Genomic DNA, 22,426 nt, shown 5'->3' with positions numbered 1-22,426 from the left:
GGGCTTAGAATTTAGTTTTTGGGGGTTATATATTATGGCAAAAAAAGTATTTCAACTCAAAAAAGAAGAACCACTGCCATTTTCAGAAGAGGTAAATAAGCTTCTTGGAAAAGGTAAATCCCATGGTTTTGTTACGGCAAGAGAAATGATCCAGGCGATGCCGGAGCCGGAAAAAAATGTTGCTGAACTCGATGAGATATTTGATTATATGTTCCTAAAGGGCATCGAATTCAAAGAAAGTGCACCTGGCGGAATAATTGCAACTGCAATCGGCGATGACAAAGCCAAAAGTAAATATGACAAAGACCTTGATATATCAGGAATTGCCGATGACGATTCTGTCCGCATGTATTTACGTGAAATCGGCCGCATTCCTCTTCTGTCCACTGAAGACGAAGTCCGCCTAGCAAAGAGAGTTGAATCAGGGGACAAGGTTGCGAAGAAAAAGTTGGCCGAAGCTAATCTGCGGTTGGTTGTTTCCATTGCCAAAAAATATCTTGGCCGCGGGCTATCGCTTCTCGACTTGATCCAAGAGGGAAATACGGGATTGATGCGCGCAGTTGAGAAATTCGATTATAAAAAAGGCTATAAATTCTCGACATATGCCACTTGGTGGATTCGCCAAGCGATAACTCGAGCTATTGCCGACCAGGCGAGAACAATTCGGATTCCGGTTCACATGATTGAGACGATTAACAAGTTGATCCGTGTCCAACGCCAACTGGTTCAGGATCTTGGCCGCGAACCGACTCCGGAGGAAATTGCCCAAGAAATGGGGCTTGATCTTGATAAAGTCGAACATATTATCAAAATTTCACAAGAAACAGTTTCTCTTGAAGCACCCGTGGGCGAAGAGGAGGATTCTAAACTTTCCGATTTTATCGAAGACGACAAGAACTTGTCGCCGGAGGAATCGGCGATTTATCAACTTCTTAAGGGCCACGTTAACGAGTTTCTTGGCGAGCTTTCACCGCGCGAGCAGAAAATTTTGCGTATGAGATTTGGGCTTGAGAACGGACGCACGCATACACTTGAGGAAGTCGGCCAGGAATTCGGCGTCACCCGCGAACGAATTCGCCAGATCGAAGCTAAAGCCCTGCAAAAACTCAAGAAACACGAAAAATCAGAAGAGTTAAGAGACTACCTGAAATAGTTCGCTAGTCTCTAGTGAGTAGTCCGTAGTCCTCAGCAAATACAAATATGAAAAAATGACCATCACATGGTCATTTTTTCATTACTACAAACTAAGGACTACAAACTAAGGACTAGTTATCTGACGATTCCCAATCCCATATACCAGCCTTGTGGCTTGGTGCAGAGAGGACACTTGTCGGGTGCGGAAGTTCCTTTATGAATGTATCCGCAATTTAGGCATTTCCATTCAATCTCATTCTCGGATTTGTATAGTTCACCCTTTTCAAGTTTGTCCGCAAGAATTGTATAGCGCTCGTCGTGTTTCTCTTCGACCTCTTTGATCTCCTTGAAAAGTTTGGCAGCTTCAGCGTTTCCTTCTTCTTCCGCGGTTTTCTCAAATTCTGGATACATTTTCGTCCATTCAAAATTCTCGCCGGCGGCGGCATGGCGTAAATTCTCGAGTGTCGTGCCCAAAGAATTAATGTCGTAAGTATTTGTCATCTCGACAGCTGGCTCCATTTTTTCGTATTCTTCCTCGGCATGCGCCCGCTCATTGTCGGCCGTTTCCTCAAACACTTTAGCAATCCAAATTAATCCCTCAGCTGTCGCTTTCTTGGCAAAGAATGTGTACTTGTTTCTCGCCATCGATTCGCCGGCAAACGCTTTAAGTAAATTCTCCTGTGTTTTGCTCATAAAACCTCACTTTTTTAATTCTTTATACATTTTAGCGAGGATAGAAATAAAAGTCGATCATTTTTTCTACAAAATTGAAGAAAACTACAATGATTACAGCAGAGTTATCAAATAAAATCGAAGCAGTTAATTAAAAAAGGAGAAGTATGCCCGAAGAGGATAAGGGCGGCTACGGGAAGACGCCGGTTTGGTTATGGATAGTGATTTATTTGGTCGCAGCTGCTATTGTTTATGGCCTTGTTTACTATCTTTTCTTCTACAAATCGTATTAATTTCGCTATTTTTAGCTAGCTCAAGACGAATTTTCCGTTCTTCTTTTTCGACGAAGTCAACGCCTTTTTCCTTCATCATCTTAAGTTTTTTAGCTTGTTTTTCTAATGTGCTGTCTGGGTGATCGTCGAGGCGGTGTAGTGGATGGATTACGTCTTCATTAAGATTATCGATACCTAGTTTCTTACAATAATAATGAAAAGAGTATCTATTAACTTCAGCCCGAACTTGGTCAACAAATAAAACGGGATCAGCATCGGAATATTCTGATTGCCAAGTTGATAGAAATTTTTCCATTATCTCTTGGCCTGTAATACTCTTTTTATCAGTTTCAATATTGATTTGGATGCCTTTTACTGCAAGGCGACGAATAAGTTCCGGTCTAACTGTCTCACATTCGGTCCTGCCCTTACTATCAAACATACCGCCAGAAATAAAAAAGCTGACTATATTTTTGTTATTTTTTACCACAAAATCGACGACGCCATTTAAATACTCATCATGACCTCGAATTTCAATCCTCGATCTTAAATCCGGTGCCCAGCCGCCATAGCAAGTCATCCAAATTAGAAGTTTTTTATTATTCATGCACTGATTATACGAAAAAAGCAGACTTTATAAAATCTGCTTTTTTCCAGTTTGTTATCGTATGATCTTTTTTGCCAATCTTTTTCGTCGCAAAATTAGGAGTATCAAGGTGCCGATCAAGAGGACCGCTATTCCGGACAATATCCAGGTCAAGGTCGTCATTTCGAATTTCCCGGCAGAAACTTGAGTTGCGCCCGCTGCGGTTTTCTGCGTAATTTCGGATACGGAAGAGGAGATACCTTTATCGTTTGAAGCAAGTACCGTAATGCGGTAATCGGTATTGGCACTTAAATTTGAAAAAATATTTTCTGTGCTTGCAACTGGCAGGGTTACTGTCTCGACAACATTGTCTCCTTTGTAAATCACCAAGGTATAAGCTGTGATATTTGATTCCGGATTTTTATCCCAAGCAACTTTGATTTTAGAGTCAGTAAATGAAACAACGTGCAAATTTTGTGGTGAAATAGGTGCGGCATCGGCTGGAACCTGAAGCGAAGCTTCGTTGGAACTCGCTGATTCATCAGAAGCTTTATAAGCACGGACTACATAATAGTATGTTTGTGATGCTTCGGCGGCCTGGTCGACAAACTCCAATTTGGTCTTTTCAACTTGCCCAATCCTGGAATAGCTCTTTCCCTTCACGGTTGAGCGGTAAATGCGATAGCCATCGATATCTGTAGTTGTTGATGCTTTCCAAGTCAATTTCACGCCTTTGGGTGTTGAATCAGAGACATATGCCGCAGCAAGGGAAGTCGGTTTGGCAATAGATGATGAAACATTTTCGGATGGCGTAGACCCGGTCGTTTCTTCAGTTTGGTCAGAAGGATTATCACCATCTGCTGGGACCGATGCCTTTGTTCCGTAAACTTGGAAACCAAAATCCAAAGCCGGGTAATCATTTATTGTATTGATCTTGATATAACCATCGGGATAGCAAGATGCATCTGTCGAAACCCTCCAATAAAAAGTGCCCGACAAATCAGCTTCATTCTTGTCTGTGAGCCACAGCACTAATTGGTAATTTACTCCAGGGTGTACGGTGAAAGGGGAATTAAAAGTAAATTCATAATCATCCATGGCTGACATATTTGTAAATTTCCGTGTCGTCATGCCTGCTATGCCCATCTCAGGCTCGTAATAAATCGCAGCCGTGATAGTGCCGGTAAAGCCTCCTAAGCTGTTTGCCTTGACATCAACCTTTGTTATTTTGTCAAAGGTTGTTGTGAATGTTTCAGCCAGAGTATTGTTTGTGCTGTCTTTCCATAGAGAGAATTTGTATTATCGGGGATAAAATTACATGTTGGCCCCTCGGCCGCTGCCTTGGAATCGTTTGACGCAAACAACACTAAACCAGCCACTATCGACAAGACCAGTCCTACATACACGAGTACTTTTTTCATAAACTCCCCTCGATAATTAAATCAAAAATAATACACTACAATTATAGATATTGAGCAAACCGTGGTCAAGTAGAAAATTAGCGTTGGCTTTTTAGAAACCGAGTAATATTTTGAACTAGTTGCCCGAGGCCGACAAGCATGAAAGCGAAGACAATTAGGCCGCCAGCAATCGGAATCAAAGCAAGGATGATTGTTGCAAGCGTCGCTATCAGAATTGTTAGCCAATCAACACGAAATTCCTTCAGGCGGGAATCGAACCATCTAAGCAGTTGGGCGCCGATTGCAATAGTGCCATAGATCCCTGCGACTGCTAAAAGCGCACCATAAAGAAGGAATAGAATTGCGGCGAGTTTAACCCCGATTATGGTAATTGAAACGATTATTAGGCCTACCGGTACGGCAACGAGTGTGAGGAAACCCCAACCGAGATTATTCCAAAAAGAAGAAAGCATTTCCGTAACATAATTCTTGCTTGTTTTGGGCAGCAAATAAACGACAACAAACAATAAGGCAAGTGTTGCAAGAATGCCTAAAATTCCAAGTGTTCCGAAAAGCCCGAACATCTTTGCTTTGCTGTAATATTGCTTTTGGTTTTCTGTCTTTTGATAGTCAATTCCACCTTTTACATTCGCAGATTCAGAAATTGCAGCTGTGTTCGGGGAATGATAGGTTAATTTTCCGTTAATTATTGCTTTGTCGCCGAGGGTTACATTGGTTGCCCAAATATCGGTATCACCATCAATTTTTCCGTTTAATGTAACGTCCGTTCCGGCAATTCGCGCTTTGCCGCTAACTGTTCCGCTCAACGAAAGAGTCGTTACGCCAGCTATCAAGTCGCCGCCAATGGTTGAGGAATCAGAAACGGAAATCATTGCTCCGCCTGCTAACAAATCGCCACCAATATTGCCAGTCAGATTAATATTCGACCCTGCCAGTTTTGCATTTTGGCCAATTTTGCCTTGGACATTTATGTTGGACCCAGCGGCAACCAAGCTATCTTCGACATCACCTTGCACGTTGATCGAACTTCCGGCAGCAACCAAATCTCCTTTAATGTTTGCGGAAGTATTTATCGTGCTGGCTGCGGCATATAGATTCTTGGCCGCTTCATCTTTTCCAATATCGAGAGGTCCTTGTTTTGCGCTTCGAAAATCTGCCGCCAACGCCATCGAGGGCATCATTGATATTGTAATCAATAACGCTATTGCTGCGAGAACTTTTTTCATAAGCTCCTTTTTGTTAATAGATAATTTAATTATAGATAATTGTAGAGGCCAAATAAAGAGTAATTCCTCCAAAATCACTAGCTACAATCTGTTGGTTACCACCTTTTAATGTTTATTTAGATCCGAATATTCGCTTATCGTCCCAGCTTTAGGTTTTACATTCTAAATTATTTCTATTTTAGCTCGAGAGTATGGAGATAAATATGGAAATTGATCCAAAAAAGGCCAGAATGATCAATTATTTGATCTCTCTGGCCTTGCCCATTCCCGAGTTGCAGGAATGGGCGCGGTGTACGGAGTAGCGAAGTCGTCACTTGTTGCAGGCCGGGCAGTACGTCTGGCTCCGACGGATCACCGCATTGTACTTGACTGCTGCAGTGGCGACGGCTCGACCTCCGTCTTGAGCTAGGAGGGTGCGAGTGTCGACCCATTCAATGTGGCCGCACCGGAAGTGGACGCGGACGCTGTTGCCGAGCTCTTTCAGAAGCTCGCCGTCGCTCAAGTCAAGCATTAACGGTTGGCGAGTGCGGAGTCGGGCTTGTCTCTGTCTCTTGTGGTTGGTGGTTTCGGTCATAGGTACCGCAGCAACTCCTTTCCGAGTCACAGATTTCTCCGTTTTATTGAGCGTATATTTTATACAATAAATTTGCCTTTTTTGCAATATTCTTGAGCAAACTTTCAAATTGTTTGCCAAATAAAAATCGCCCGAGAAATGTCGGGCGATTTTTATTTTGCTTGCTAGATCAGTTCGGCGAGATGGAGGATGTAGATGACGATTGCTGGTGTAACCCAGAATAGCAACCACCAGATTCCCAGTCCGACCGGCGAGCCCCACTCATCCCATCTGTGCCTTCGCGGTTTGTACCAAATTTCCGGCTCTTCGAGCATTTTCTTCTTTGTTGCCTCATCGAAGGCCTTGTTGAATTCTTTATTATCCATGAATTCTCCAGCGAAGTTAGGTTGATAAGACTATCCAATTTCGACCTCTCGACTAAGCTCGAGGTAAACCTTTTCGACTCGAGGCAAGTCCGCATTTGAATAGTTTTTGGGGCCCTTGAGTTTTCCGGTTGGGCTCGTTTGATTGTTCCAAGGGCAGAACACGAGAACATTTTTCCAACAGCTAAAATATAGCGAAAGAGTTCCTCGAGGTCAATTATTTTTTTGTATCAGTATCTTTAGTGGAGGCCCCACCGCCATCACCCGAATTATCGATTGTATAGGTATTTGAGCCGATTTTCCAAGTTACAATTCCTGGCGATTTGCCGCTACTTTGGACGACATCAATCGCTGTGTGGGTGAATTCGCCGGACTTGATCTCCATCGGCAAGCGGTAGTAGTAATAAAATGCCAGGGTTGCACCAAGAATTAAGAGCACGATTCCAATTCCCAAAAAAATCCAGTGGAACCATCGTCTCATGATTCCTTCGTCCAATGAAATATTTTAGAATATTCCTATTCTTTTTTCTTGTTGGCCTTGGACAGAATATAAACCATAGTCGCTATGGCGACTAGGAAAATCCCGATGCCTATCGGCGACCCCCAGCCAAGGATCAAAATCCACTGTTCCATTTGACTCCATTTCGAAATCAACTAAGCAATATCAATATTGCTTTTATTTTACTCAAGCATAAACTTATTTTCAACTTGATGACGGAGGAATATAATAAATTTTGATGGAAAAAAGGGAAGATCAAAAACCTGGCGAAGAACAAAAGGCCAAAACCCCCAAAAAAACCCGCTGGATCATTCTTGGAGTAATAATTTTTTTATTTTTTGCTGTCACCGGATATGCTAGTTATCGCTCATATTTTCTCGGTCCAAATTCAAAAGACGATATCGAAATAAATTTTCCCAACGAAGAACCCTCGGCTGAAAATCTGGCAGATAATCCGGAAACAAAAACTCCTGATACAAAAGATGCGCCCAAAAGTGATAAATCAGATGGACAAGATAACTCCGGAGGATCAAATCCAGGAACGACACCTCCAGCCGCATCTGTCAGTTTCTTGGATTTCTATCTTGATCTAGCAAATTCCAGTATCGGTGAATTTGAACCCAGGAATACAAAACGTTGGTCGAGAAGTACAATTTATGCCGCAGGGCGGCCTGGCGTAATTTTATCAGAGTATAACCAATGTCTTGATATGTTCATTGCTGATTTCAACAATAATTCTGGAGGAGTTAGGATTGTTCATGATGCCAACCAACCGGCGATGCAGATAAGGATCGAGATGGTCACAATGGAGGAACTTCGGGAAATGAATGGTAATTATTTACCGTTTGCGGATACGACAAATGATACTTTAGGGAATATGACCTCGGCGGTAATCTATCTTCCAAATAATAGCGATTGGGGCAACGAAGAAAAATGCTGGTCTCTAAAGCACGAAATGATGCATGCGGTTGGTTTTATGGGCCATTCGAATAGGTTGGGAGAGTCAGAGATGGGTAATCCGATTATGATGTATTGGGGTGGGCTTAAGGCCAATGATCAAAGATCGATCAGGATGCTCTATCAAAGCGGAGTGCCTATAAGTTCAACTCGAGATGAAGCTCGGGCTTTCTTTTCAACCCATTCCTACTGATATAAAATTTATTCCCATTCCGATTCGTCGTCTTCCTCAAAAACTTCTTTTTTGGGCTCTTGGTCCTCGTTCATTTTCCTTCCAAACATCTAATTGTTTTTATTATGCTCTAGTTGAAGCGTTCTTGAAATCACAATGAGCCATTGCATGAAGATTAACAAAAAAATACTCTCAAGTGAGCCGGTGAGATAGGGAAAATTATCCCAGGATATTCCGCCGGCAACACTAACTGCGAGGAACGCAATAAATGTCGCCCAAAGATATTTGGACAAACTCTTGTATCTCAGTTCAAATTTGGCTCCCAGGGCAAAGAAAAACAAGGCAAAAATAATACTCGCAACAACAACCCCAAAAATATCATTGTGTATGACATCTGCCGGGGTCCGGCCGCCGAGCCATGGATCCATTGGAAAAAAATTATACAGTATGCTCGCGATGATCCCTGAAAAAATCAAAAAAATCATTCCGGTTTTGATAAAAGTATTTTTTGAGCGAATAAATATCCCAATCGCGATCGCAATTATCAAAAAATTGCCTAGTGTAAGAAACAGGGCAATGGCCCAGCTTCCAGGAAGGCCTCGTGCAAAAATACGGCTGATCGGGTCAATAAAAAGCCGATAGTTGTCTCTAAAAAGTCCACCGATGATAATTGTTAAAAGATATGTAGCGGTCCCAAGAAAACCGAAAATTGATATTTTTTTCATTTTTTTAATGATATCTCCAAAGAATTTATTGTGATCTCTTCAGTCTTATTTTTCCCATAAGATTTGAATTAAATTTGTCCCAAGACAATCACATAATTATGGCCGTATTTTTTGGCACAGGCAGGGCAGGTAGTGTAGGACATGTACCACTTTTTAATCTCGTGACCCTCTTTTTTTGCATAATTCTCGAAATCCTTACACCAAATGCCCGTATCTTTGAACGGGCCATCGTAAACTTTGGATAAAAACTTGCCGGAAATCGTCACATTATCCGCGTCTTTAACTTCTTTGGATACGGCAATGTAAATGTCCATATTCCATTTTGAAGTATGGTCAGATAAGCAGAGTCCGACGTCTGACTTGGCATCTGAATCATCGATCTTTTTCATCGCTCTAGTCATTACTTTGCCAAAGTTAATCGGCATGAACATAAACGTTCTGACGCGGTCTTTTATAAACTTTTTAGCTTCCCATTCAATAACTTTTCCATCCCACGGTTTGGGATCAAATCGCGGGCAGCAGCCGGTTTCATCATTCGGTCCCAGCTCTTTTCCATTCTCATTTAATTGTTTTGCCATTTACACCTCATTTCTTTAGACCATATTTTTTACTCAGTAAAAACAATACCCCGATGGCAATTAATGGGAGAGCGATTATGTAGGCCTCAAGGCGAGTCGCAATCAAAAAAATCACTCCAGATGCAAAAAATATCATTCCGCCGATCCACTCGTTTTTCCAGGCAATCGCTGTTAATATAATCAAAATAGCAGTGGGGATCAGGTGCATTAAAAGAGCAAATAGCCATTGTGATTCAGAAAAAACATCCAAAGCAAATATGCTGATGAAGATAATGAAAAGGATCGAGAGAATTCTGGGAATCCAAAGGAAAAATTTTGCTGTACTATTTTTCATGGCTTAGATTTCTAATAATATTTTTTATCATGCACGCAATATATTTTGTCGCCTTTGATATATTTCTTCCCTTGCGATTTTAAGAATTCGTCAATTCCATTGTCTCTTATATATAGTAAATTCTCAATTTCCGACATGCCGTATTTTTCACGATAGCGCGCATCTAATCGCTCAATGCTGTCGCAAGGGAACTTATTGCACTCGAAGCAGAAAACGCCAGTTCGGCTTTTGCATAGGCGGCGCCCGCACTTGATCGGTCGACTATTTACTTTACGACCGGTAAAGCAACCAGGGCATTTATTTTCTGCCCGTAAATAGTGAAGACAAACTCCGCAGTTCATCCCACAAGGGGCTATTAGATTTTTAGTAAATTTTTCCATCTTTATCAACAAATTGTTCGTCAGTTAATACAACTACACGGTATCTAGAAGTTTTTTTGCCTTCAGCCACTGCATCCTTATATTTGTCTTTGTAGTGTGCTGTGAGTATAAAATCTACGAAGCACAAAGCCCTTAGATCAACCAGCCCAAATCGTTCTTTCTCCGGATTTTTCCATGTGGCTGCTTCGATTGTTGGGCAAGCGATGTAACTTCCCGCACTAGATCCAATGTAAATTTTGCCAGCTTCAACCATTTCCTTTGCAACTTTGCAGAACCCGCTCTTCCTTGCTTCGCTCAGAAGATAGAATGTGTTACCACCAGCAACAAACAAAATATCAAAATTTTTAAGAGCTTGGCGCGTTTCATCCTCTGTTTTATACTTCAAATCGAAGTCAATAACATTAAATCCAAGTTCGATAAACTTCGCTCGATCCTCATCTAACCACGGATGCTCTTCGTAGGGATCGGATGCTGTCGGAATAAATGCCACCCTGAGTTCTCTGGGTGGTTTTGGTAGCATTTCCACAATCTTATCCAAAACCCTCGACGCTTGTGAAGTAAGAAAAATATTCATATTACCCTCAATTATTCTTCTTGAATCTTACTATAATGTACACACAGAAGATATATTGCTATCGAGAAAAATAGGTGCTCTAAGTTGCGGCCAGAGAAAATTTTTGTCGGGTCACAAATGAGTTTATTCATATCAATTATCCAAAATATGAATCCGGTGGCGAAAGAAGCCAAGCCCAAGTACCAAAGTTTTCTTGAATATTTTTGCCTCGCCAAAAATTCAGTAATTATGACGGCAAAAACCAATGCGCCGAAGAAAACATGAGGCGAAAGTCCACCAAATACCAAAAATATCGCCGCGCCGAGAATCACAACCAGCCAGCGATAAATTTTAGCCACTTTTAACCCCATTCGCTCGAAATTCAAAAATAAAAGCAATGTTACGAAAATAAACATTCCGGTGAAATCGAAAATCTGAAAGAGAAAACTAGCAGTTGCATCCCAGATCGATGAAAGAAGCCAGATCAAAATTGTCGTCCAACCGAAGGCTCTAGCGAGTGCTTTGTTTCTGCCCACCAATAAAATTATTATCCCGACAATTAGAAAGACAATATTGCCACCGGTATCAAATGGCCGTTTGATTATGTGGCCGATTGCTTGCTCGCAGTAGCTGACCGTCCCGGGTAGATTGTATAGATTCGAAAGATAATTTATAATCGGTTCCTCTATATTTATTAACACGAGTTATTATCTTCCAGTTCACTTATTCGATACTTAACCATTCTTTTTATTAACCCTATCGGCAAAGGTTCAGCAAGGGAAAATTGAATTGCCCCCTTGGAGTGTTTGAATTTCTTAATGTCGTGGGAAAATTCTCTGATCGCACACGGCAGGGGGTAAAAACCGATGTGGGTAGGAAATCCGCCGAAGTAGAGAAACTGCTTTCCGTTCAGTTTATAACCAGGCATGCCGTAGCTGATCGATTCGACGGCTTCCGGTGCGGCTTCTTTAATAATTTTCCGCATCAATTCCAATTTCTCCCGAGTTTCAGGATCGTATGAAGAAATATAATCCTCAACCGTTGCATATTTTTTCATGCTTTAAATATACGCTTGCATTGGTGGTGCTACAATGCTGATTATCATAAACGCAAAATTACATTACCATTTTCTCTTTCATCTCTCGCTAAAATAAATTTGCACGACCACAAGAAGGTGCTTTACTCTACTTTTATTATTGTAGCGGAGTGGTACAATGCTAATTGTAGCAAGAAATTTATGATGAGCTCGCGATGAAAGCCAAAAAATCTAACAAAACCATTTCAGCCATCGATGATGCCCTGTCCGGTAGCCAATGGAAATCGTTCAAAAAATCATCTTCAGTAAATCAGACCGTCGTTTCTGTCGGTCATTTTAGCCCCGAGATTAAGATGGATCGCACTCTGGTGGATGGCGGCTTGATTTCTGGCGGGCCAGAACCGGTTGCGGCCACCGGAGTAAAATATTCGAAAGAAATGACCCGTGGAAATCTGGCGGATTTTTACAAAGGGATGAAAGCTTGCGCAGCCTCTGGGTACATGCCGGGAGTCACCGTCGAGACCATTGAGAAACTAAGGCAAGAGATGAACAAATCTCATCCTGAAGAGTACGACATGGTAGCAGATATAATTGTCGTCGAGTATCCAGACGAAAAAACCGCCGGAGAAGCTATGAAGAATCAAAGTGACACGGCGGAAGGTAATTTATATAACTCGCAAATCCCCGGTGCACCGGCCGGTATGGATCTCGAAAAAGTTTTGAATAGCAAAGTAGTTCAAGCTCAAATGACTCCGACGCAAAAAGCTCAAATGGACAAGATGCAATCCCTGATGAAGAGCTCGGCCCCGAAAATAAAGGCGGAAAGAGAAAAATCGGGGCTTCAGAATGAGCAAGGAACGGTGCTCGGCCGACCAGCAGTATTCTTGATCCAAGACGAGAAAAAACGTTTTTGTATTGCAGTTCGAGTGAAGAATTATTTGATTACCGGCTCTTTGCTCTATAGCTACGAATCATTACCGGATGGCGCCACTCCTTGCGAATCGGTAAGCCAGTTTGATTCGAAAAAAATCAGCGAACGAGTTGAAGGTGCTACATATCACCGGACGGAGGTCAGCCCGAAAACAAGTACGATAGGAGCCGAGGGATTTTTGAACAAAGATGAAGTTGAGAAAATATTCGAGAAGCTTTTTTCTAAGTTAAATTAAGGAGGACCAATGATAGGAGGCGGATCAGACGGGCCGGCACCCGTTGCCAAGGAGGGTACGGAGATTGAATATCAAAAGAGTGCAGACTTCCAGGCAAGCCCACCCGATACAGAGAAAAAGAAAACCAAAGATAAAATTTCTCCCGCGATGATTTGTAGCATTCTCACGGTCTGGGCAATAATCGGATTGCTGGTCGGGATTGCCACTCACAGCGTGCTCATTCTGTCGCTTTTCATGTTGCCAGTCGTCGGATATGAAATTTACCGAACCAAGGGAGAGTCAACAACATTCGCTTCGTGGGCGCTGGCAGTCGTAATCGTCCTGGAAATAATTTTTATTGCTTTCGGCGTAAGCTATGATCTCGGACAATATCTCAATTTGGATTCCATCTATGCCGGAGGCCAGTACGTCCCCCTCGGCGACATCAAGATCTTAGGACCGACATTGATGGCTGTTTTATCACTAATTCTTTTGTTTCGTACAGCCGGGCCCTACACCAAGTGGCTTTCGGTGATAATTATTATAGTCGCTCTCGTTATGGTCAATATGATGAATCCGGAAATTTTCAAAGAGCTTTTGCGCTCTGGCGTACAGCGGATTTTTTGGTATTTCTAAGTTAAATAATTTTTAAGGAGGGAAAATGATAAAAAACACTGCGCAATTCTTTGGCAAAATTTGTGCATCTCTTTTGGTTTTATCCTTAATGACTATCTTCATTCCTTTTTCCAAGGTTCAAGCCGCAAGTTTGCCAAGCGGCGGCAGTACGATTGATACCGCGGTTGGAATTGCTGCCGGCAGCTACACCGTCGGTAGACTGGTGGAGAACGAAAAACATTTTTACTCAATTAGCGTTAAAGCCGGACAGGAGCTGAAGGTCACTGGAACATTCAAAGTTCTGACTGAAAATGCGCAGTATGGAACACTGAATACAATCGAGTTATTTTCCGATGATAAAGAGTCAATGGTCTCGGAATTTGAAGACGCCCCTGCTCCGATCACAGTCGCTGCACTCGCCAATTCTACCAAGAGCACACATACTTTCTACATCCGCCTTTCCGATGACACCTGGGGAACGGAATCAGGCACGTTTGAAGTTTCCCTAACCGACCGCTTCGACGCCGGATCGACCACTGACGCCGGTCAAGCAATCACATCAGCCATGTCTCTTAATCCGGGGACTTACACAGGATACTATTCGTCTGTCGATACCGACGATTATTATGCTGTTTCTGCCAAGGCGGGACCTTTTTCTGTCAAGCTTACTCCGGATACCAAGGCTGTGCCGACAGTAAAAGTTTTTGACAGCAATCGCACGGAACTTGGATATGAAATGGCAGGAAACGCTGGCGAAATTAAGACAGTCAGCGTTGATCTTTCGTCTGATCAAGTAGTCTATGTTGGCATCAACTGTGATATTAATTCAGGCTGTGAAACTGCGGCTTCGGAATACAACATGGTTATTAGCGCAACCGCTGGCGCCGGAGGTACAGGAGGCGATGTCGGCGGGGGTGGTACCAGCTATCCCGATGTCGTTCCAGTAGTCCCAACCGGCGAAGGAGCTAATACTGATGCTGTCGTAACTCCTGTAATAAAGAAGGTCTATGATGACAAGGCTAAAATCGCTTCCCAGAAGGGACGCACACTAATCTATATTCTTGGCAGGAATGTAGCTGACAACGATCTGACTGCAATCAAGGCGGCGATGGAGGGAATTGGTTACAAAACAAAGAAGTTTGTCTCTAACGAGCTTATAGTGACCAAGGGATTCAAACAACTGACATTCACAACGGCAGTCGGATCAAACAAAATTTCAGTAAAATCAGGATGGGTGATGAACTGGTTGTGGGCGGGAATCATCGGTGGCGCAATTATCTTAATAATATTGATATTGATCATTATTCTTGCTACGAGGAAAAAGAAACCGACGGCCGTACCGCCAACTCCGACTGCAGCAAATGTCGGGCCAGCACCTGCGCCTCCAACACCGCCGAAAAGCCAGAGCTAATATTACCAGCTCGGAGGATTAGACGCACCAATGTAAATCGAACAAGGAGGGAGGAAATATGAAAAAAGTTCTAGTTTTAGGAGCATTATTTGCAACTTTCTGTTTGCCGTTTCTAATTGTAAACCAAGTGTCGGCAATGGAAACTGTGAGCTCAGTCGATGCTACAAAAATCACACTTACCTACAACAAAACTACGGCAGTTGCAGATGGAAGCGACACGATTAATTTTTGGTATGGCGCTTACTATACCCAGAAAACTCCTTTTGAGATTGACTGTAGTGATGGGGCATCGCCGCAGACTCCATTGCCGGCAACGGTTGATACTGACGATGGCCAGCTATGCCGAGCAGCGGCTTATTCAAATAAAATGACCCTTTCGATTTCCGGTTCGGGCAACAATGTGTCTCCAAACCCATTGGGCGGCAGCGGTGGAATCCTGCCGGACTACAATCTAATTTCTGGGACAGGAGAGTTCACTCTGAAGTCATCAACCCCGGGAGAAAAAATTGTCACCTACACAGCAAGTTCATTGCTTCCCGGTGCGCCGTCATTGACTCTTTCAGTAACCGTAAATTTTACAGAGAATATCGCAAATGGCGGAGACACAACAGGTAGCAGCGGTTCTTCAGGAACCGGAAGCCAGGCTGCTCCGAGTGGAAGCGGACAATCGGCAAATTCAGCTTCTGGCACATCACAAAACAATGGCGCTGCATCGACGGCAGCGACGACCGCGACAGACGACAGCAGTCAAACAGGTGTCGAAACTACCACGGCAAATGTGGGGAATAATTCAGCTTCCGAAAACCCATATCTTATATATTATATTGCCGGAGCGGTTCTGCTCATTCTTATCGCCTTATTTTTATACTGGTTATTATACTTACGAAAAAAATCCGGCATTGGAGCTTTTGGCATGATAGCCGCATCTCTAATGTTAATTTTCATCGCAGTCTCCGCCTGGCTATTTATCCTAAATAGAAATTTAACCAATGACAAAAAGAATGCAGAAAATAATCTTGTAATGGCGCAAGCCGATCTTGAAAAAAGCCTTGCGTCCAAAGATGAGAAGATGACCGGCGTTGCCAACAAACTTGAGGCAATGTCGCTGATTTTTGGCGAGCATAATCGCGAGAAAAATAATTTTGATCGTGCCGGAGCGCTGATTACAGCGATGGGCGATGAAACTCTGAATGCTGATTGGGCGGCGATGCAGGCGAATCGCGGCCAGACAACCGGAGAAAAACTTATTTCCGATCTGATCACCGCAGCATCAGAAAGCCTAAAGTAAGAATTTGAAATTGATCTATAATAAGGCAGCAAAACATAAGTTTCCGCAACTTGTGGTATAATTGTGATGTTGTCAGATCACCTAAAAATTTCGGAGGGGGAATGTTTTGTTCTAAATGCGGCGAGAAAGTCGAGGCGAAAGATAAGTTCTGCCCAAAATGCGGCAATCTGATTGGCGACGTCCCTGGTGATAATAAAGACAAGGACATTAAACCGGTTGCTCCTCCGGCGAAAAACACAGGTTGTCTTTCCTGCCTTTTAATTTTTTTGATCATCATTTCTTTTTTGGCCCTGAGCGGGACAACCGCCTATTTTTTCACTGGCAATAAAACTAAAAATGCTACCGAATTAGTTCTCGGAATAACCTTGTTGTGCTTGGCAATTTTTATCCTTGGAATCTGGGCCTTAGTGAAACAGAACAAAAAGAATCTCAAGATGAAAGAATCTAACAAAAAAGAAGAGAATTCTGCCGCAGAAATGTCTCCGCCGGCTGCAAAGAAGCAGACAGCTGCTAGTGGCTGTGCAGTCGCTGCTATGTTCATAATTTTAGTCGTCGTCTTTTTTGTCTTTATCTGGCCGTACATTCACCACACTGTCACCAATGTAACGACCGACTTGCCTGGCGGGCCAATCAGCAACAACTGGGACGGTTATTACCAAACTACAATGCAAAAGCCGAATTGTGACTCGTCAGTCGAGCTGACAGCCTTCTATGTCACTGGCGGCGAGGTTCAAAATCCTTGGGGCGGCAATGCAAAAATCGATTCGAATGGTAAGGCGGCTGAGACGCTTAGCGCTGGCTCCACCCCAACAGTCGTAAATATGACTTTTTCCGGTAGCAAAGTCTCCGGCACCTGGAGCTCGGGACGCTGCAGTGGGACATTTCAAGGATCAAAATCATAAAAGTGTCATTTTTCTTTGGCCCCCCGAGCTGGACATATGAACCACTCTAAAAACCCTCGGTTTTTAGTATTTTCCTCAGCGGGAAACCCATGTTTCCCGACCCCATCCTTGGTTCGAGTCCATTCTACTGAACAAAGAAAAAAGACTGATTACACAATCAATCTTTTTTCTTGGCTCCCCGAGCTGGACTCGAACCAGCAACATCTTCGTTAACAGCGAAGCGCTCTGCCATTGAGCTATCGGGGAATATTTTGAAAAAGCTTTTTTATGAAGTTCCGCCCTGCGTGCGATTTCAGATAAATTTCTCTTTTTAATGCCACTGATCTATCATCAAATTTTTCGGAATAAAAAAGCTTCCAAGGCTTATATTTTCTGGTGTAAGCATTTGAGCCAGAATTGTGTTCAGATATTCTCTTTTCGATATCTGATGTTACACCTATATAAGTTTTGGGGGCGTTTTTACTTACTAAAATGTAAATAAAATGGTCTGCCATTGTCCGTCTTGATTATATCAAGCCGAGACCTCGGCTCCAAGTTTTGCTTGGAGACGGGAGCTATCGGGTAACTCTCGGCTCCAGCAAGCTGGAGACGGAGGGAATAACTCTCAAACACACAAGAATTTTAGCAAAAATGAAGCGTTCTGTAAAGATCGCTTGGTATTGAAATTCACAAATCATGCTGCTATTTGACTAGACAAAAATGATAAAATGTGTTAATTTTATCTCGCTCGGGACGCATATCACATTCCAGGAGGAGTTTCGTTCATGCTTGAGCCTTCAGGCCGTCTCGCATCATTGCCGCCATATCCGTTTGCCTCGCTGCGGGAGAAGATCAACACTCTCAAGGCGAGCGGTGTCCATGTCGTCTCGTTCGGAATCGGCGACCCCGACATGCCCACTCCGCTTTGTGCTGTGGATGAGATGGTCCGTGCCGCCAACGATGTCACGGATCCCGATCGGTTTCGCTACGGGGATGACATGCCTGTCACGGACTTCGACTCCGAGGTGTGCCGGTTCTACCAGAGCTACTTCGGCGTCACGCTCGAGGACAACCAGATCTTGCGGACGAGTGGGTCCAAAGAGGCGATCGTCCAGCTCGCTGGGGCCTTCCTGAATCCGCTGGATCTCGGGATTGTGCCTGACCCCGGATACCCTACCTACGAGATCGCCCAGCACATGTTCGGGGCGAACACCTACCACATGAAGCTCGAGCCGCCGTACTGGCTCCCCGACCTGGGTAGTATCGAGGGGGTGATTTGCCAGAAAGCGAAGATCCTCTGGCTCAACTACCCCAACAACCCCACCACTGCGGTGGCTGGCCTCGACTTCTTCGCTGAGGCCGTCGAATTCGCAAAGGAGCACAAGCTCCTTGTCGTCCACGACGCCGCCTACAGCCTGGTGAATCTGGGCAACATCCGGCAGCCGAGCATCCTGGAGGTACTAGGGGCGTCTGAGGTCGCTGTGGAGATCATCTCTCACAGCAAGTGGTTTAACATGACCGGGTGGCGGATCGGCGCGGCCGTCGGCAACCCAGAGGTGTTGTCGTACCTGAAGCGCTACAAGGGCAACACCGACAATGGGACCCCTCGTTTCATCCAGTTCGCCGGTGCCCGGGTGCTCAAAGAATATCGGCGGGCCTGCGAGGACATCTGTTTCGTCTATGGCCAGCGCCGGGACCTCGTCGTCGGTACCTTGAACTCGCTGGGCTGGAGCATCGAACCGCCTCAGGCGACTCCTTACATCTGGGCGCCGATCCCGGATGGGTTCTCGACCAGTGCGGAGTTCTGTGAGCATCTGGTGGAAACGGCGCACGTCGTCCTCACCCCGGGCTCGGCGTTCGGCGCGGGCGGGGAAGGCTACTTCCGGATGAGCCTTACGTACAACGATCTGGAGATCGAGGAGGGATTGGACCGGATCGCCCGCGCCATGAAGGCGGGGTAATCAAGAAGTAGGGGGGATCGAGTGAGAAGCTGTAGACTGGTTTCTCACCGCCCTTTTTTGCTTAAGCTTTGAGCCAAAAAGAAGCGTTGTAATTACATCTCACCCGAAGACATGTCCTTACTATCCATGTCTTTATCCATTTTCTCCATCATCTCGCCGGATTCTTTCATCTCAGATTCATTATGATTGAATACAAGAGCTTCTTTTGTTAACTTCTACAATAATAACTTGGTGATAGCTGATATAATTCTATGTAGTTAAAGTTCATAAAGATCATAAAGTCGAGGCGAAAATGTCAAAGAAGAGGATTAAAATTATTAAAGATGGGCCTTACGAAGTGACCGGGAATGTTCCGCTTCAGAGGCAAATAATTGTCGGCGATGGCAATGGGATTTCGGAGAGGTGGAAAGACGGCGAAAAATTTCCCAAGAGTGAACATTATCACCTCTGCCGTTGCGGGAAATCTAAGAGTAAGCCATATTGTGATAAAACACATATGACAGCTGGTGTTGATTGCACAGAAACAGCAGAATTTGAGAATTTTTTTGACAAGGCCGAAGTTTTGGATGGTCCGGATGCAGTTATGTATGATGAGAGCAAAATCTGCGCCTCGGGCAGATTTTGCGATCGCGGAGATACTGCCTGGAATCTAGTAGGAGAATCATCTGACCCAGATTCCAAAAAAATGCTTATAGAAGAATGCTGCGATTGCCCGTCTGGCCGTCTCGTTGTGCGCGACAAGAAAACGGGAAAAATTATTGAACCAAAGCTTGAAAAGTCTATTGGCATTATTGAAGATCCAGACATGAAAATTTCCGGTCCACTTTGGGTGAAAGGGGAAATTCCAGTAGAATCTGCAAATGGTGAAACCTACGAAGTCCGCAACCGCGTCACCCTTTGCCGCTGCGGCAAATCCAAGAACAAGCCATTCTGCGACCGCTCGCACATCGAGTTTGGGTTTAATGATGGCGATAGCTCGCTAAAATAACTTTCTGTTGATATCGCTAAAAAATCCTGATGAAAAAAATCCTTCCACTACTCATTATTGGAGCGATAATACTTGCTGCCGCCGGTGGTGGTTTTTATCTTTTGAAGAACAGGAAGGCTAAAATTTCTCAGTCGACAGACACAACAACAAATCCAGCGCCTTCAGGCTCTTCAAGCCAGAACCCAATTTCACAAACTGAATCGGTGCCAACTTTGGTTTATCCTCTCGATAATTTTGCTGCACGTATCATGGCAAATGATTTCGGTGTGTATTATCCGCCGGGAGGAACCACAAATCCGGATAAAAAAGTTTGTCCTAATGCAACATATTATGTCGGCTATCACACTGCCGATGATCTCGAGATTTTTCCAAACGAACTAAATTTACCGGTTATTGCAAAATCAATTGCCGATGGCACGGTGCGTGAGACAAGCTCAGTCACCGGTTATGGCGGCCTAATCGTTATCGAGTATAACTTAGGCGGAAGTATCTATACTGCGTATTATGGCCACGTCAATCTATCAACTACGGCTGTTAAGGTTGGAGATCGCGTTGTGGCTGGAGAAAATTTAGCCGAGCTTGGTGCGCAATGCTCGAATACCAATGGAAACGTCCGAAAGCATTTGCATTTCGGGCTGCACAAGGAGTCGGGGATTGATGTCCGCGGCTACGTTCCGACAAAGTCTGATCTCTCAAACTGGGTTGATCCAAAAGTGTTGCTTGCGAGCTTGGGAGCGCAATAAAAGAATGCCCAAGGGAGTAGGCATTCTTTACAAATTATCATATAAAACTTTATTGAGATAATGCTTAAAGATCGATTTGTGGCCGTTTTTTGGTGAAACCATGCAGCAGAGTGAAGAAAAAAATACGAATTCCTTTCGGGATAAAAAAGAAAGCATATTTTAGAAGCGACAATGTTTTCCAGCGGACACCTATGGCAATCGTCTGCCCGACTTCAAGTGCATATTTCAAGCTCTTAATATCTTTGCCCTCGAATGCCGTGTAGCCCTTTCCGATCGCATCAAGAATATGGGCATCCGATCCGCCGGTTTCCGATTTGAACACAAGAGAGCTATTTATAAAATGGGCATTTAAATTCTTGCGTCCCATCCAAGGGGTGGCATTCACAATCTCAACACCGGTGAACTTCTCCTTGTATTTGATCAAATTCACAAAACCGATTCCATCCATTACCGCCTCATCTTTACCACGAACTCTAGTGTGAAACATGGGATGAGGAGCGATTGCCAAACCACCTTGATATTCGATCTGATCTAATGTTTCGGGCAGCGATAAACCTGGGGGGATGGCTTTCTCGATAAAAAGAGCAACCACATGTCCTTCCTTTGTTGAGATTTCTTCGCCAATAACAACCTTTATTCTAAGATTTTTTTCATGAGCAATCTTTTTTGCCAAATATGCACCTTCGACCGTATCATGATCGCAAATGGCTATGATATTGAGGTCGGTTTTTGTTTCCGTATAATCAAGAATTTCCTCGATTGAATTGCTGCCATCAGAAAAAGTACTATGAATATGAAGGTCAGCTTTTCCAAATTTTTCAATATATTCCATAAATTATCTAACAGCTAATAACCCCAATGGGGCCCCGTCGGGGCGAAAAAACTAATAACCAAAGGAACCTTTCAAAAATTATAGACAACTTATTCTAGCACAGATATTAACCCTAAAACTAATAACCCCAAAGGGGCCCCTTCAGGGCGAAAAACGAAAAACCAAAGAAGATTATTCATTTGGATATTAGTTATTAGATTTAACTTTTTAGTTAAAAATCACAGCAATTTCTCAGATAATATAGTATATTATCAACTTAGAACTAATAACCCCAATGGTCTCTTCGGGGCTTTAAACGAAAAACTGAGGGAAATTATTCAACAGATTATTAGTTGTTACATATTAGTTATAAGATAAAAACATGCGGATATTAGTAATCGAAGACGATCATAAGATAGCAAATGCGATCAAAAAAGGGCTTTCCCAGGAATCTTTTGCTGTTGATGTTTCCTATGATGGGGAAGATGGGCTTGGCCAGGCCGCAACGATTGAGTACGATCTGATAATCTTGGACAGAATGTTACCCGGGGTTGATGGAATAAATATCTGCCGAGCTTTACGCGACAAGAAAAATAATACGCCTATTTTGATTCTCACGGCCAAAGATAAGATTGAAGACAGGGTAGAGGGTTTGAATGCAGGAGCGGACGACTATCTTACCAAGCCTTTTGCCTTTGAAGAACTTTTGGCTCGGGTTCGCGCGCTGATGCGCCGTCCACAGGAAATAACCCCCGATACCCTCAAAATCGAAGACTTAACCCTGAATACTTCGACATTCGATGTATTGCGTGGCGAGAAGAAAATTCTGCTTTCAAACAAGGAATTTGCACTATTGGAATACATGATGAGAAATCCAAAAAGGATTTTGACCAAAGACAGCATTATCGCCCATGTTTGGGACTACGATGCTGATATTTTGCCCAATACCGTTGAGGTTTACATCGGTTACCTGCGAAACAAAATCGATAAGCCATTCCCCAAAAAACCGGAATTGATTCAGACGGTAAGAGGATTCGGATACAAAATAGGCTGATTAGCTCAAAACCCAAACCTTAAATCTCAAATTTGCATCTTAAAATCC

27 protein-coding genes and 1 tRNA gene are annotated in these 22,426 nt (G+C 43.6%); 11 read left to right on the top strand and 17 right to left on the bottom strand.

What is annotated here, in order from left to right; all coding sequences use genetic code 11:
- Positions 1-34: 34 nt before the first annotated feature.
- On the top strand, positions 35-1,153 hold the full coding sequence (gene rpoD, locus WC080_02750) for an RNA polymerase sigma factor RpoD (GenBank protein ID MFA7244179.1): 1,119 nt from the start codon (positions 35-37) through the stop codon (positions 1,151-1,153).
- A gap of 116 nt (positions 1,154-1,269) precedes the next feature.
- Here the strand turns inward: rpoD and WC080_02745 are convergent, their stop codons facing one another.
- The 7 genes from WC080_02745 to WC080_02715 all read right to left on the bottom strand — a co-directional run bounded on the left by WC080_02745 (position 1,270) and on the right by WC080_02715 (position 6,728).
- Complete coding sequence (locus WC080_02745) at positions 1,270-1,827, bottom strand: ferritin family protein (protein ID MFA7244178.1); 558 nt, start codon at positions 1,825-1,827, stop codon at positions 1,270-1,272.
- Between the two features lie 222 nt (positions 1,828-2,049).
- Positions 2,050-2,685: a hypothetical protein gene (locus tag WC080_02740; GenBank protein MFA7244177.1), complete on the bottom strand. Its 636-nt coding sequence runs from the start codon at positions 2,683-2,685 to the stop codon at positions 2,050-2,052.
- 54 nt (positions 2,686-2,739) lie between these two features.
- Positions 2,740-3,795 carry a fibronectin type III domain-containing protein gene (locus tag WC080_02735; GenBank protein ID MFA7244176.1) on the bottom strand — a complete coding sequence of 352 codons (1,056 nt, stop codon included), beginning with the start codon at positions 3,793-3,795 and terminating at the stop codon, positions 2,740-2,742.
- A gap of 92 nt (positions 3,796-3,887) precedes the next feature.
- Positions 3,888-4,085 carry a hypothetical protein gene (locus tag WC080_02730; protein ID MFA7244175.1) on the bottom strand — a complete coding sequence of 66 codons (198 nt, stop codon included), beginning with the start codon at positions 4,083-4,085 and terminating at the stop codon, positions 3,888-3,890.
- A 77-nt stretch (positions 4,086-4,162) separates the two neighbouring features.
- Positions 4,163-5,311 carry a hypothetical protein gene (locus WC080_02725; GenBank protein ID MFA7244174.1) on the bottom strand — a complete coding sequence of 383 codons (1,149 nt, stop codon included), beginning with the start codon at positions 5,309-5,311 and terminating at the stop codon, positions 4,163-4,165.
- 738 nt (positions 5,312-6,049) lie between these two features.
- Entirely contained in the window at positions 6,050-6,250 is a 201-nt protein-coding gene (locus WC080_02720; protein ID MFA7244173.1) for a hypothetical protein, read from the bottom strand.
- A gap of 214 nt (positions 6,251-6,464) precedes the next feature.
- Positions 6,465-6,728, bottom strand: coding sequence for a hypothetical protein (locus WC080_02715; protein ID MFA7244172.1), 264 nt, complete (start codon positions 6,726-6,728; stop codon positions 6,465-6,467).
- Positions 6,729-6,984: 256 nt separating this feature from the next.
- Here WC080_02715 and WC080_02710 point away from each other — a divergent pair, with 256 nt between their 5' ends.
- The gene (locus WC080_02710) at positions 6,985-7,896 is read left to right on the top strand and encodes a hypothetical protein (protein ID MFA7244171.1); all 912 of its coding nucleotides are present in this window, start codon (positions 6,985-6,987) and stop codon (positions 7,894-7,896) included.
- 89 nt (positions 7,897-7,985) lie between these two features.
- Here WC080_02710 and WC080_02705 read toward each other — a convergent pair whose 3' ends face one another.
- The 7 genes from WC080_02705 to WC080_02675 all read right to left on the bottom strand — a co-directional run bounded on the left by WC080_02705 (position 7,986) and on the right by WC080_02675 (position 11,502).
- Positions 7,986-8,600, bottom strand: coding sequence for a DUF998 domain-containing protein (locus WC080_02705; GenBank protein MFA7244170.1), 615 nt, complete (start codon positions 8,598-8,600; stop codon positions 7,986-7,988).
- A gap of 68 nt (positions 8,601-8,668) precedes the next feature.
- Entirely contained in the window at positions 8,669-9,178 is a 510-nt protein-coding gene (locus WC080_02700; GenBank protein MFA7244169.1) for a hydrolase, read from the bottom strand.
- A 7-nt stretch (positions 9,179-9,185) separates the two neighbouring features.
- Positions 9,186-9,512 carry a hypothetical protein gene (locus tag WC080_02695; GenBank protein ID MFA7244168.1) on the bottom strand — a complete coding sequence of 109 codons (327 nt, stop codon included), beginning with the start codon at positions 9,510-9,512 and terminating at the stop codon, positions 9,186-9,188.
- An 11-nt stretch (positions 9,513-9,523) separates the two neighbouring features.
- A complete protein-coding gene (locus tag WC080_02690) occupies positions 9,524-9,649 on the bottom strand; it encodes a hypothetical protein (protein ID MFA7244167.1) in 126 nt (41 codons plus the stop codon).
- A gap of 226 nt (positions 9,650-9,875) precedes the next feature.
- The gene (locus WC080_02685; GenBank protein MFA7244166.1) at positions 9,876-10,466 is read right to left on the bottom strand and encodes a Type 1 glutamine amidotransferase-like domain-containing protein; all 591 of its coding nucleotides are present in this window, start codon (positions 10,464-10,466) and stop codon (positions 9,876-9,878) included.
- Between the two features lie 11 nt (positions 10,467-10,477).
- Positions 10,478-11,146 carry a hypothetical protein gene (locus WC080_02680; GenBank protein MFA7244165.1) on the bottom strand — a complete coding sequence of 223 codons (669 nt, stop codon included), beginning with the start codon at positions 11,144-11,146 and terminating at the stop codon, positions 10,478-10,480.
- Positions 11,140-11,502 carry a DUF1801 domain-containing protein gene (locus WC080_02675; GenBank protein ID MFA7244164.1) on the bottom strand — a complete coding sequence of 121 codons (363 nt, stop codon included), beginning with the start codon at positions 11,500-11,502 and terminating at the stop codon, positions 11,140-11,142. Before WC080_02675 ends, WC080_02680 begins: the two co-directional genes overlap by 7 nt.
- A 194-nt stretch (positions 11,503-11,696) precedes the next feature.
- Here WC080_02675 and WC080_02670 point away from each other — a divergent pair, with 194 nt between their 5' ends.
- The 5 genes from WC080_02670 (at position 11,697) to WC080_02650 (ending at position 16,842) form a co-directional block, all read left to right on the top strand.
- Positions 11,697-12,647, top strand: coding sequence for a hypothetical protein (locus WC080_02670; protein ID MFA7244163.1), 951 nt, complete (start codon positions 11,697-11,699; stop codon positions 12,645-12,647).
- Between the two features lie 9 nt (positions 12,648-12,656).
- Complete coding sequence (locus WC080_02665) at positions 12,657-13,262, top strand: hypothetical protein (GenBank protein ID MFA7244162.1); 606 nt, start codon at positions 12,657-12,659, stop codon at positions 13,260-13,262.
- 25 nt (positions 13,263-13,287) lie between these two features.
- On the top strand, positions 13,288-14,652 hold the full coding sequence (locus tag WC080_02660; GenBank protein ID MFA7244161.1) for a hypothetical protein: 1,365 nt from the start codon (positions 13,288-13,290) through the stop codon (positions 14,650-14,652).
- A 58-nt stretch (positions 14,653-14,710) separates the two neighbouring features.
- Entirely contained in the window at positions 14,711-15,940 is a 1,230-nt protein-coding gene (locus WC080_02655; GenBank protein MFA7244160.1) for a hypothetical protein, read from the top strand.
- 101 nt (positions 15,941-16,041) lie between these two features.
- Positions 16,042-16,842: a zinc ribbon domain-containing protein gene (locus WC080_02650; GenBank protein ID MFA7244159.1), complete on the top strand. Its 801-nt coding sequence runs from the start codon at positions 16,042-16,044 to the stop codon at positions 16,840-16,842.
- Between the two features lie 171 nt (positions 16,843-17,013).
- Here the strand turns inward: WC080_02650 and WC080_02645 are convergent.
- Both WC080_02645 and WC080_02640 read right to left on the bottom strand, forming a co-directional pair.
- A tRNA-Asn gene (locus WC080_02645) sits at positions 17,014-17,088 on the bottom strand.
- Complete coding sequence (locus WC080_02640; GenBank protein MFA7244158.1) at positions 17,079-17,336, bottom strand: GIY-YIG nuclease family protein; 258 nt, start codon at positions 17,334-17,336, stop codon at positions 17,079-17,081. Before WC080_02640 ends, WC080_02645 begins: the two co-directional genes overlap by 10 nt.
- 270 nt (positions 17,337-17,606) lie before the next feature.
- Here WC080_02640 and WC080_02635 point away from each other — a divergent pair, with 270 nt between their 5' ends.
- From WC080_02635 to WC080_02625, 3 genes are all read left to right on the top strand, one after another.
- Positions 17,607-18,782: an aminotransferase class I/II-fold pyridoxal phosphate-dependent enzyme gene (locus WC080_02635; protein ID MFA7244157.1), complete on the top strand. Its 1,176-nt coding sequence runs from the start codon at positions 17,607-17,609 to the stop codon at positions 18,780-18,782.
- Between the two features lie 292 nt (positions 18,783-19,074).
- Complete coding sequence (locus tag WC080_02630) at positions 19,075-19,770, top strand: CDGSH iron-sulfur domain-containing protein (GenBank protein ID MFA7244156.1); 696 nt, start codon at positions 19,075-19,077, stop codon at positions 19,768-19,770.
- Positions 19,771-19,799: 29 nt separating this feature from the next.
- Entirely contained in the window at positions 19,800-20,513 is a 714-nt protein-coding gene (locus tag WC080_02625) for a peptidoglycan DD-metalloendopeptidase family protein (GenBank protein MFA7244155.1), read from the top strand.
- 64 nt (positions 20,514-20,577) lie between these two features.
- Here WC080_02625 and WC080_02620 read toward each other — a convergent pair whose 3' ends face one another.
- A complete protein-coding gene (locus WC080_02620) occupies positions 20,578-21,345 on the bottom strand; it encodes a PHP-associated domain-containing protein (GenBank protein ID MFA7244154.1) in 768 nt (255 codons plus the stop codon).
- A gap of 361 nt (positions 21,346-21,706) precedes the next feature.
- On the opposite strand from WC080_02620, the gene WC080_02615 reads away from it, so the two are divergent.
- Positions 21,707-22,378, top strand: a complete 672-nt coding sequence (locus WC080_02615) for a response regulator transcription factor (GenBank protein MFA7244153.1) — start codon at positions 21,707-21,709, stop codon at positions 22,376-22,378.
- Positions 22,379-22,426: the final 48 nt, after the last annotated feature.

The organism is Patescibacteria group bacterium, assembly GCA_041674405.1.
Classification (GTDB): Bacteria; Patescibacteriota; UBA1384; order XYA2-FULL-43-10; family XYA2-FULL-43-10; genus JBAYVT01.
This window is presented reverse-complemented; position numbering and strand designations above follow the sequence as displayed.

What these genes read in the sequence shown, in the direction of transcription:
- rpoD (MFA7244179.1), top strand. Translation starts at nt 35, where the DNA reads ATGGCAAAAAAAGTATTTCAACTCAAAAAAGAAGAACCACTGCCATTT.
- WC080_02745 (MFA7244178.1), bottom strand. Translation starts at nt 1,827, where the DNA reads ATGAGCAAAACACAGGAGAATTTACTTAAAGCGTTTGCCGGCGAATCG.
- WC080_02740 (MFA7244177.1), bottom strand. Translation starts at nt 2,685, where the DNA reads ATGAATAATAAAAAACTTCTAATTTGGATGACTTGCTATGGCGGCTGG.
- WC080_02735 (MFA7244176.1), bottom strand. Translation starts at nt 3,795, where the DNA reads ATGACGACACGGAAATTTACAAATATGTCAGCCATGGATGATTATGAA.
- WC080_02730 (MFA7244175.1), bottom strand. Translation starts at nt 4,085, where the DNA reads ATGAAAAAAGTACTCGTGTATGTAGGACTGGTCTTGTCGATAGTGGCT.
- WC080_02725 (MFA7244174.1), bottom strand. Translation starts at nt 5,311, where the DNA reads ATGAAAAAAGTTCTCGCAGCAATAGCGTTATTGATTACAATATCAATG.
- WC080_02720 (MFA7244173.1), bottom strand. Translation starts at nt 6,250, where the DNA reads ATGGATAATAAAGAATTCAACAAGGCCTTCGATGAGGCAACAAAGAAG.
- WC080_02715 (MFA7244172.1), bottom strand. Translation starts at nt 6,728, where the DNA reads ATGAGACGATGGTTCCACTGGATTTTTTTGGGAATTGGAATCGTGCTC.
- WC080_02710 (MFA7244171.1), top strand. Translation starts at nt 6,985, where the DNA reads ATGGAAAAAAGGGAAGATCAAAAACCTGGCGAAGAACAAAAGGCCAAA.
- WC080_02705 (MFA7244170.1), bottom strand. Translation starts at nt 8,600, where the DNA reads ATGAAAAAAATATCAATTTTCGGTTTTCTTGGGACCGCTACATATCTT.
- WC080_02700 (MFA7244169.1), bottom strand. Translation starts at nt 9,178, where the DNA reads ATGGCAAAACAATTAAATGAGAATGGAAAAGAGCTGGGACCGAATGAT.
- WC080_02695 (MFA7244168.1), bottom strand. Translation starts at nt 9,512, where the DNA reads ATGAAAAATAGTACAGCAAAATTTTTCCTTTGGATTCCCAGAATTCTC.
- WC080_02690 (MFA7244167.1), bottom strand. Translation starts at nt 9,649, where the DNA reads ATGTCGGAAATTGAGAATTTACTATATATAAGAGACAATGGAATTGAC.
- WC080_02685 (MFA7244166.1), bottom strand. Translation starts at nt 10,466, where the DNA reads ATGAATATTTTTCTTACTTCACAAGCGTCGAGGGTTTTGGATAAGATT.
- WC080_02675 (MFA7244164.1), bottom strand. Translation starts at nt 11,502, where the DNA reads ATGAAAAAATATGCAACGGTTGAGGATTATATTTCTTCATACGATCCT.
- WC080_02670 (MFA7244163.1), top strand. Translation starts at nt 11,697, where the DNA reads ATGAAAGCCAAAAAATCTAACAAAACCATTTCAGCCATCGATGATGCC.
- WC080_02665 (MFA7244162.1), top strand. Translation starts at nt 12,657, where the DNA reads ATGATAGGAGGCGGATCAGACGGGCCGGCACCCGTTGCCAAGGAGGGT.
- WC080_02660 (MFA7244161.1), top strand. Translation starts at nt 13,288, where the DNA reads ATGATAAAAAACACTGCGCAATTCTTTGGCAAAATTTGTGCATCTCTT.
- WC080_02655 (MFA7244160.1), top strand. Translation starts at nt 14,711, where the DNA reads ATGAAAAAAGTTCTAGTTTTAGGAGCATTATTTGCAACTTTCTGTTTG.
- WC080_02650 (MFA7244159.1), top strand. Translation starts at nt 16,042, where the DNA reads ATGTTTTGTTCTAAATGCGGCGAGAAAGTCGAGGCGAAAGATAAGTTC.
- WC080_02640 (MFA7244158.1), bottom strand. Translation starts at nt 17,336, where the DNA reads ATGGCAGACCATTTTATTTACATTTTAGTAAGTAAAAACGCCCCCAAA.
- WC080_02635 (MFA7244157.1), top strand. Translation starts at nt 17,607, where the DNA reads ATGCTTGAGCCTTCAGGCCGTCTCGCATCATTGCCGCCATATCCGTTT.
- WC080_02630 (MFA7244156.1), top strand. Translation starts at nt 19,075, where the DNA reads ATGTCAAAGAAGAGGATTAAAATTATTAAAGATGGGCCTTACGAAGTG.
- WC080_02625 (MFA7244155.1), top strand. Translation starts at nt 19,800, where the DNA reads ATGAAAAAAATCCTTCCACTACTCATTATTGGAGCGATAATACTTGCT.
- WC080_02620 (MFA7244154.1), bottom strand. Translation starts at nt 21,345, where the DNA reads ATGGAATATATTGAAAAATTTGGAAAAGCTGACCTTCATATTCATAGT.
- WC080_02615 (MFA7244153.1), top strand. Translation starts at nt 21,707, where the DNA reads ATGCGGATATTAGTAATCGAAGACGATCATAAGATAGCAAATGCGATC.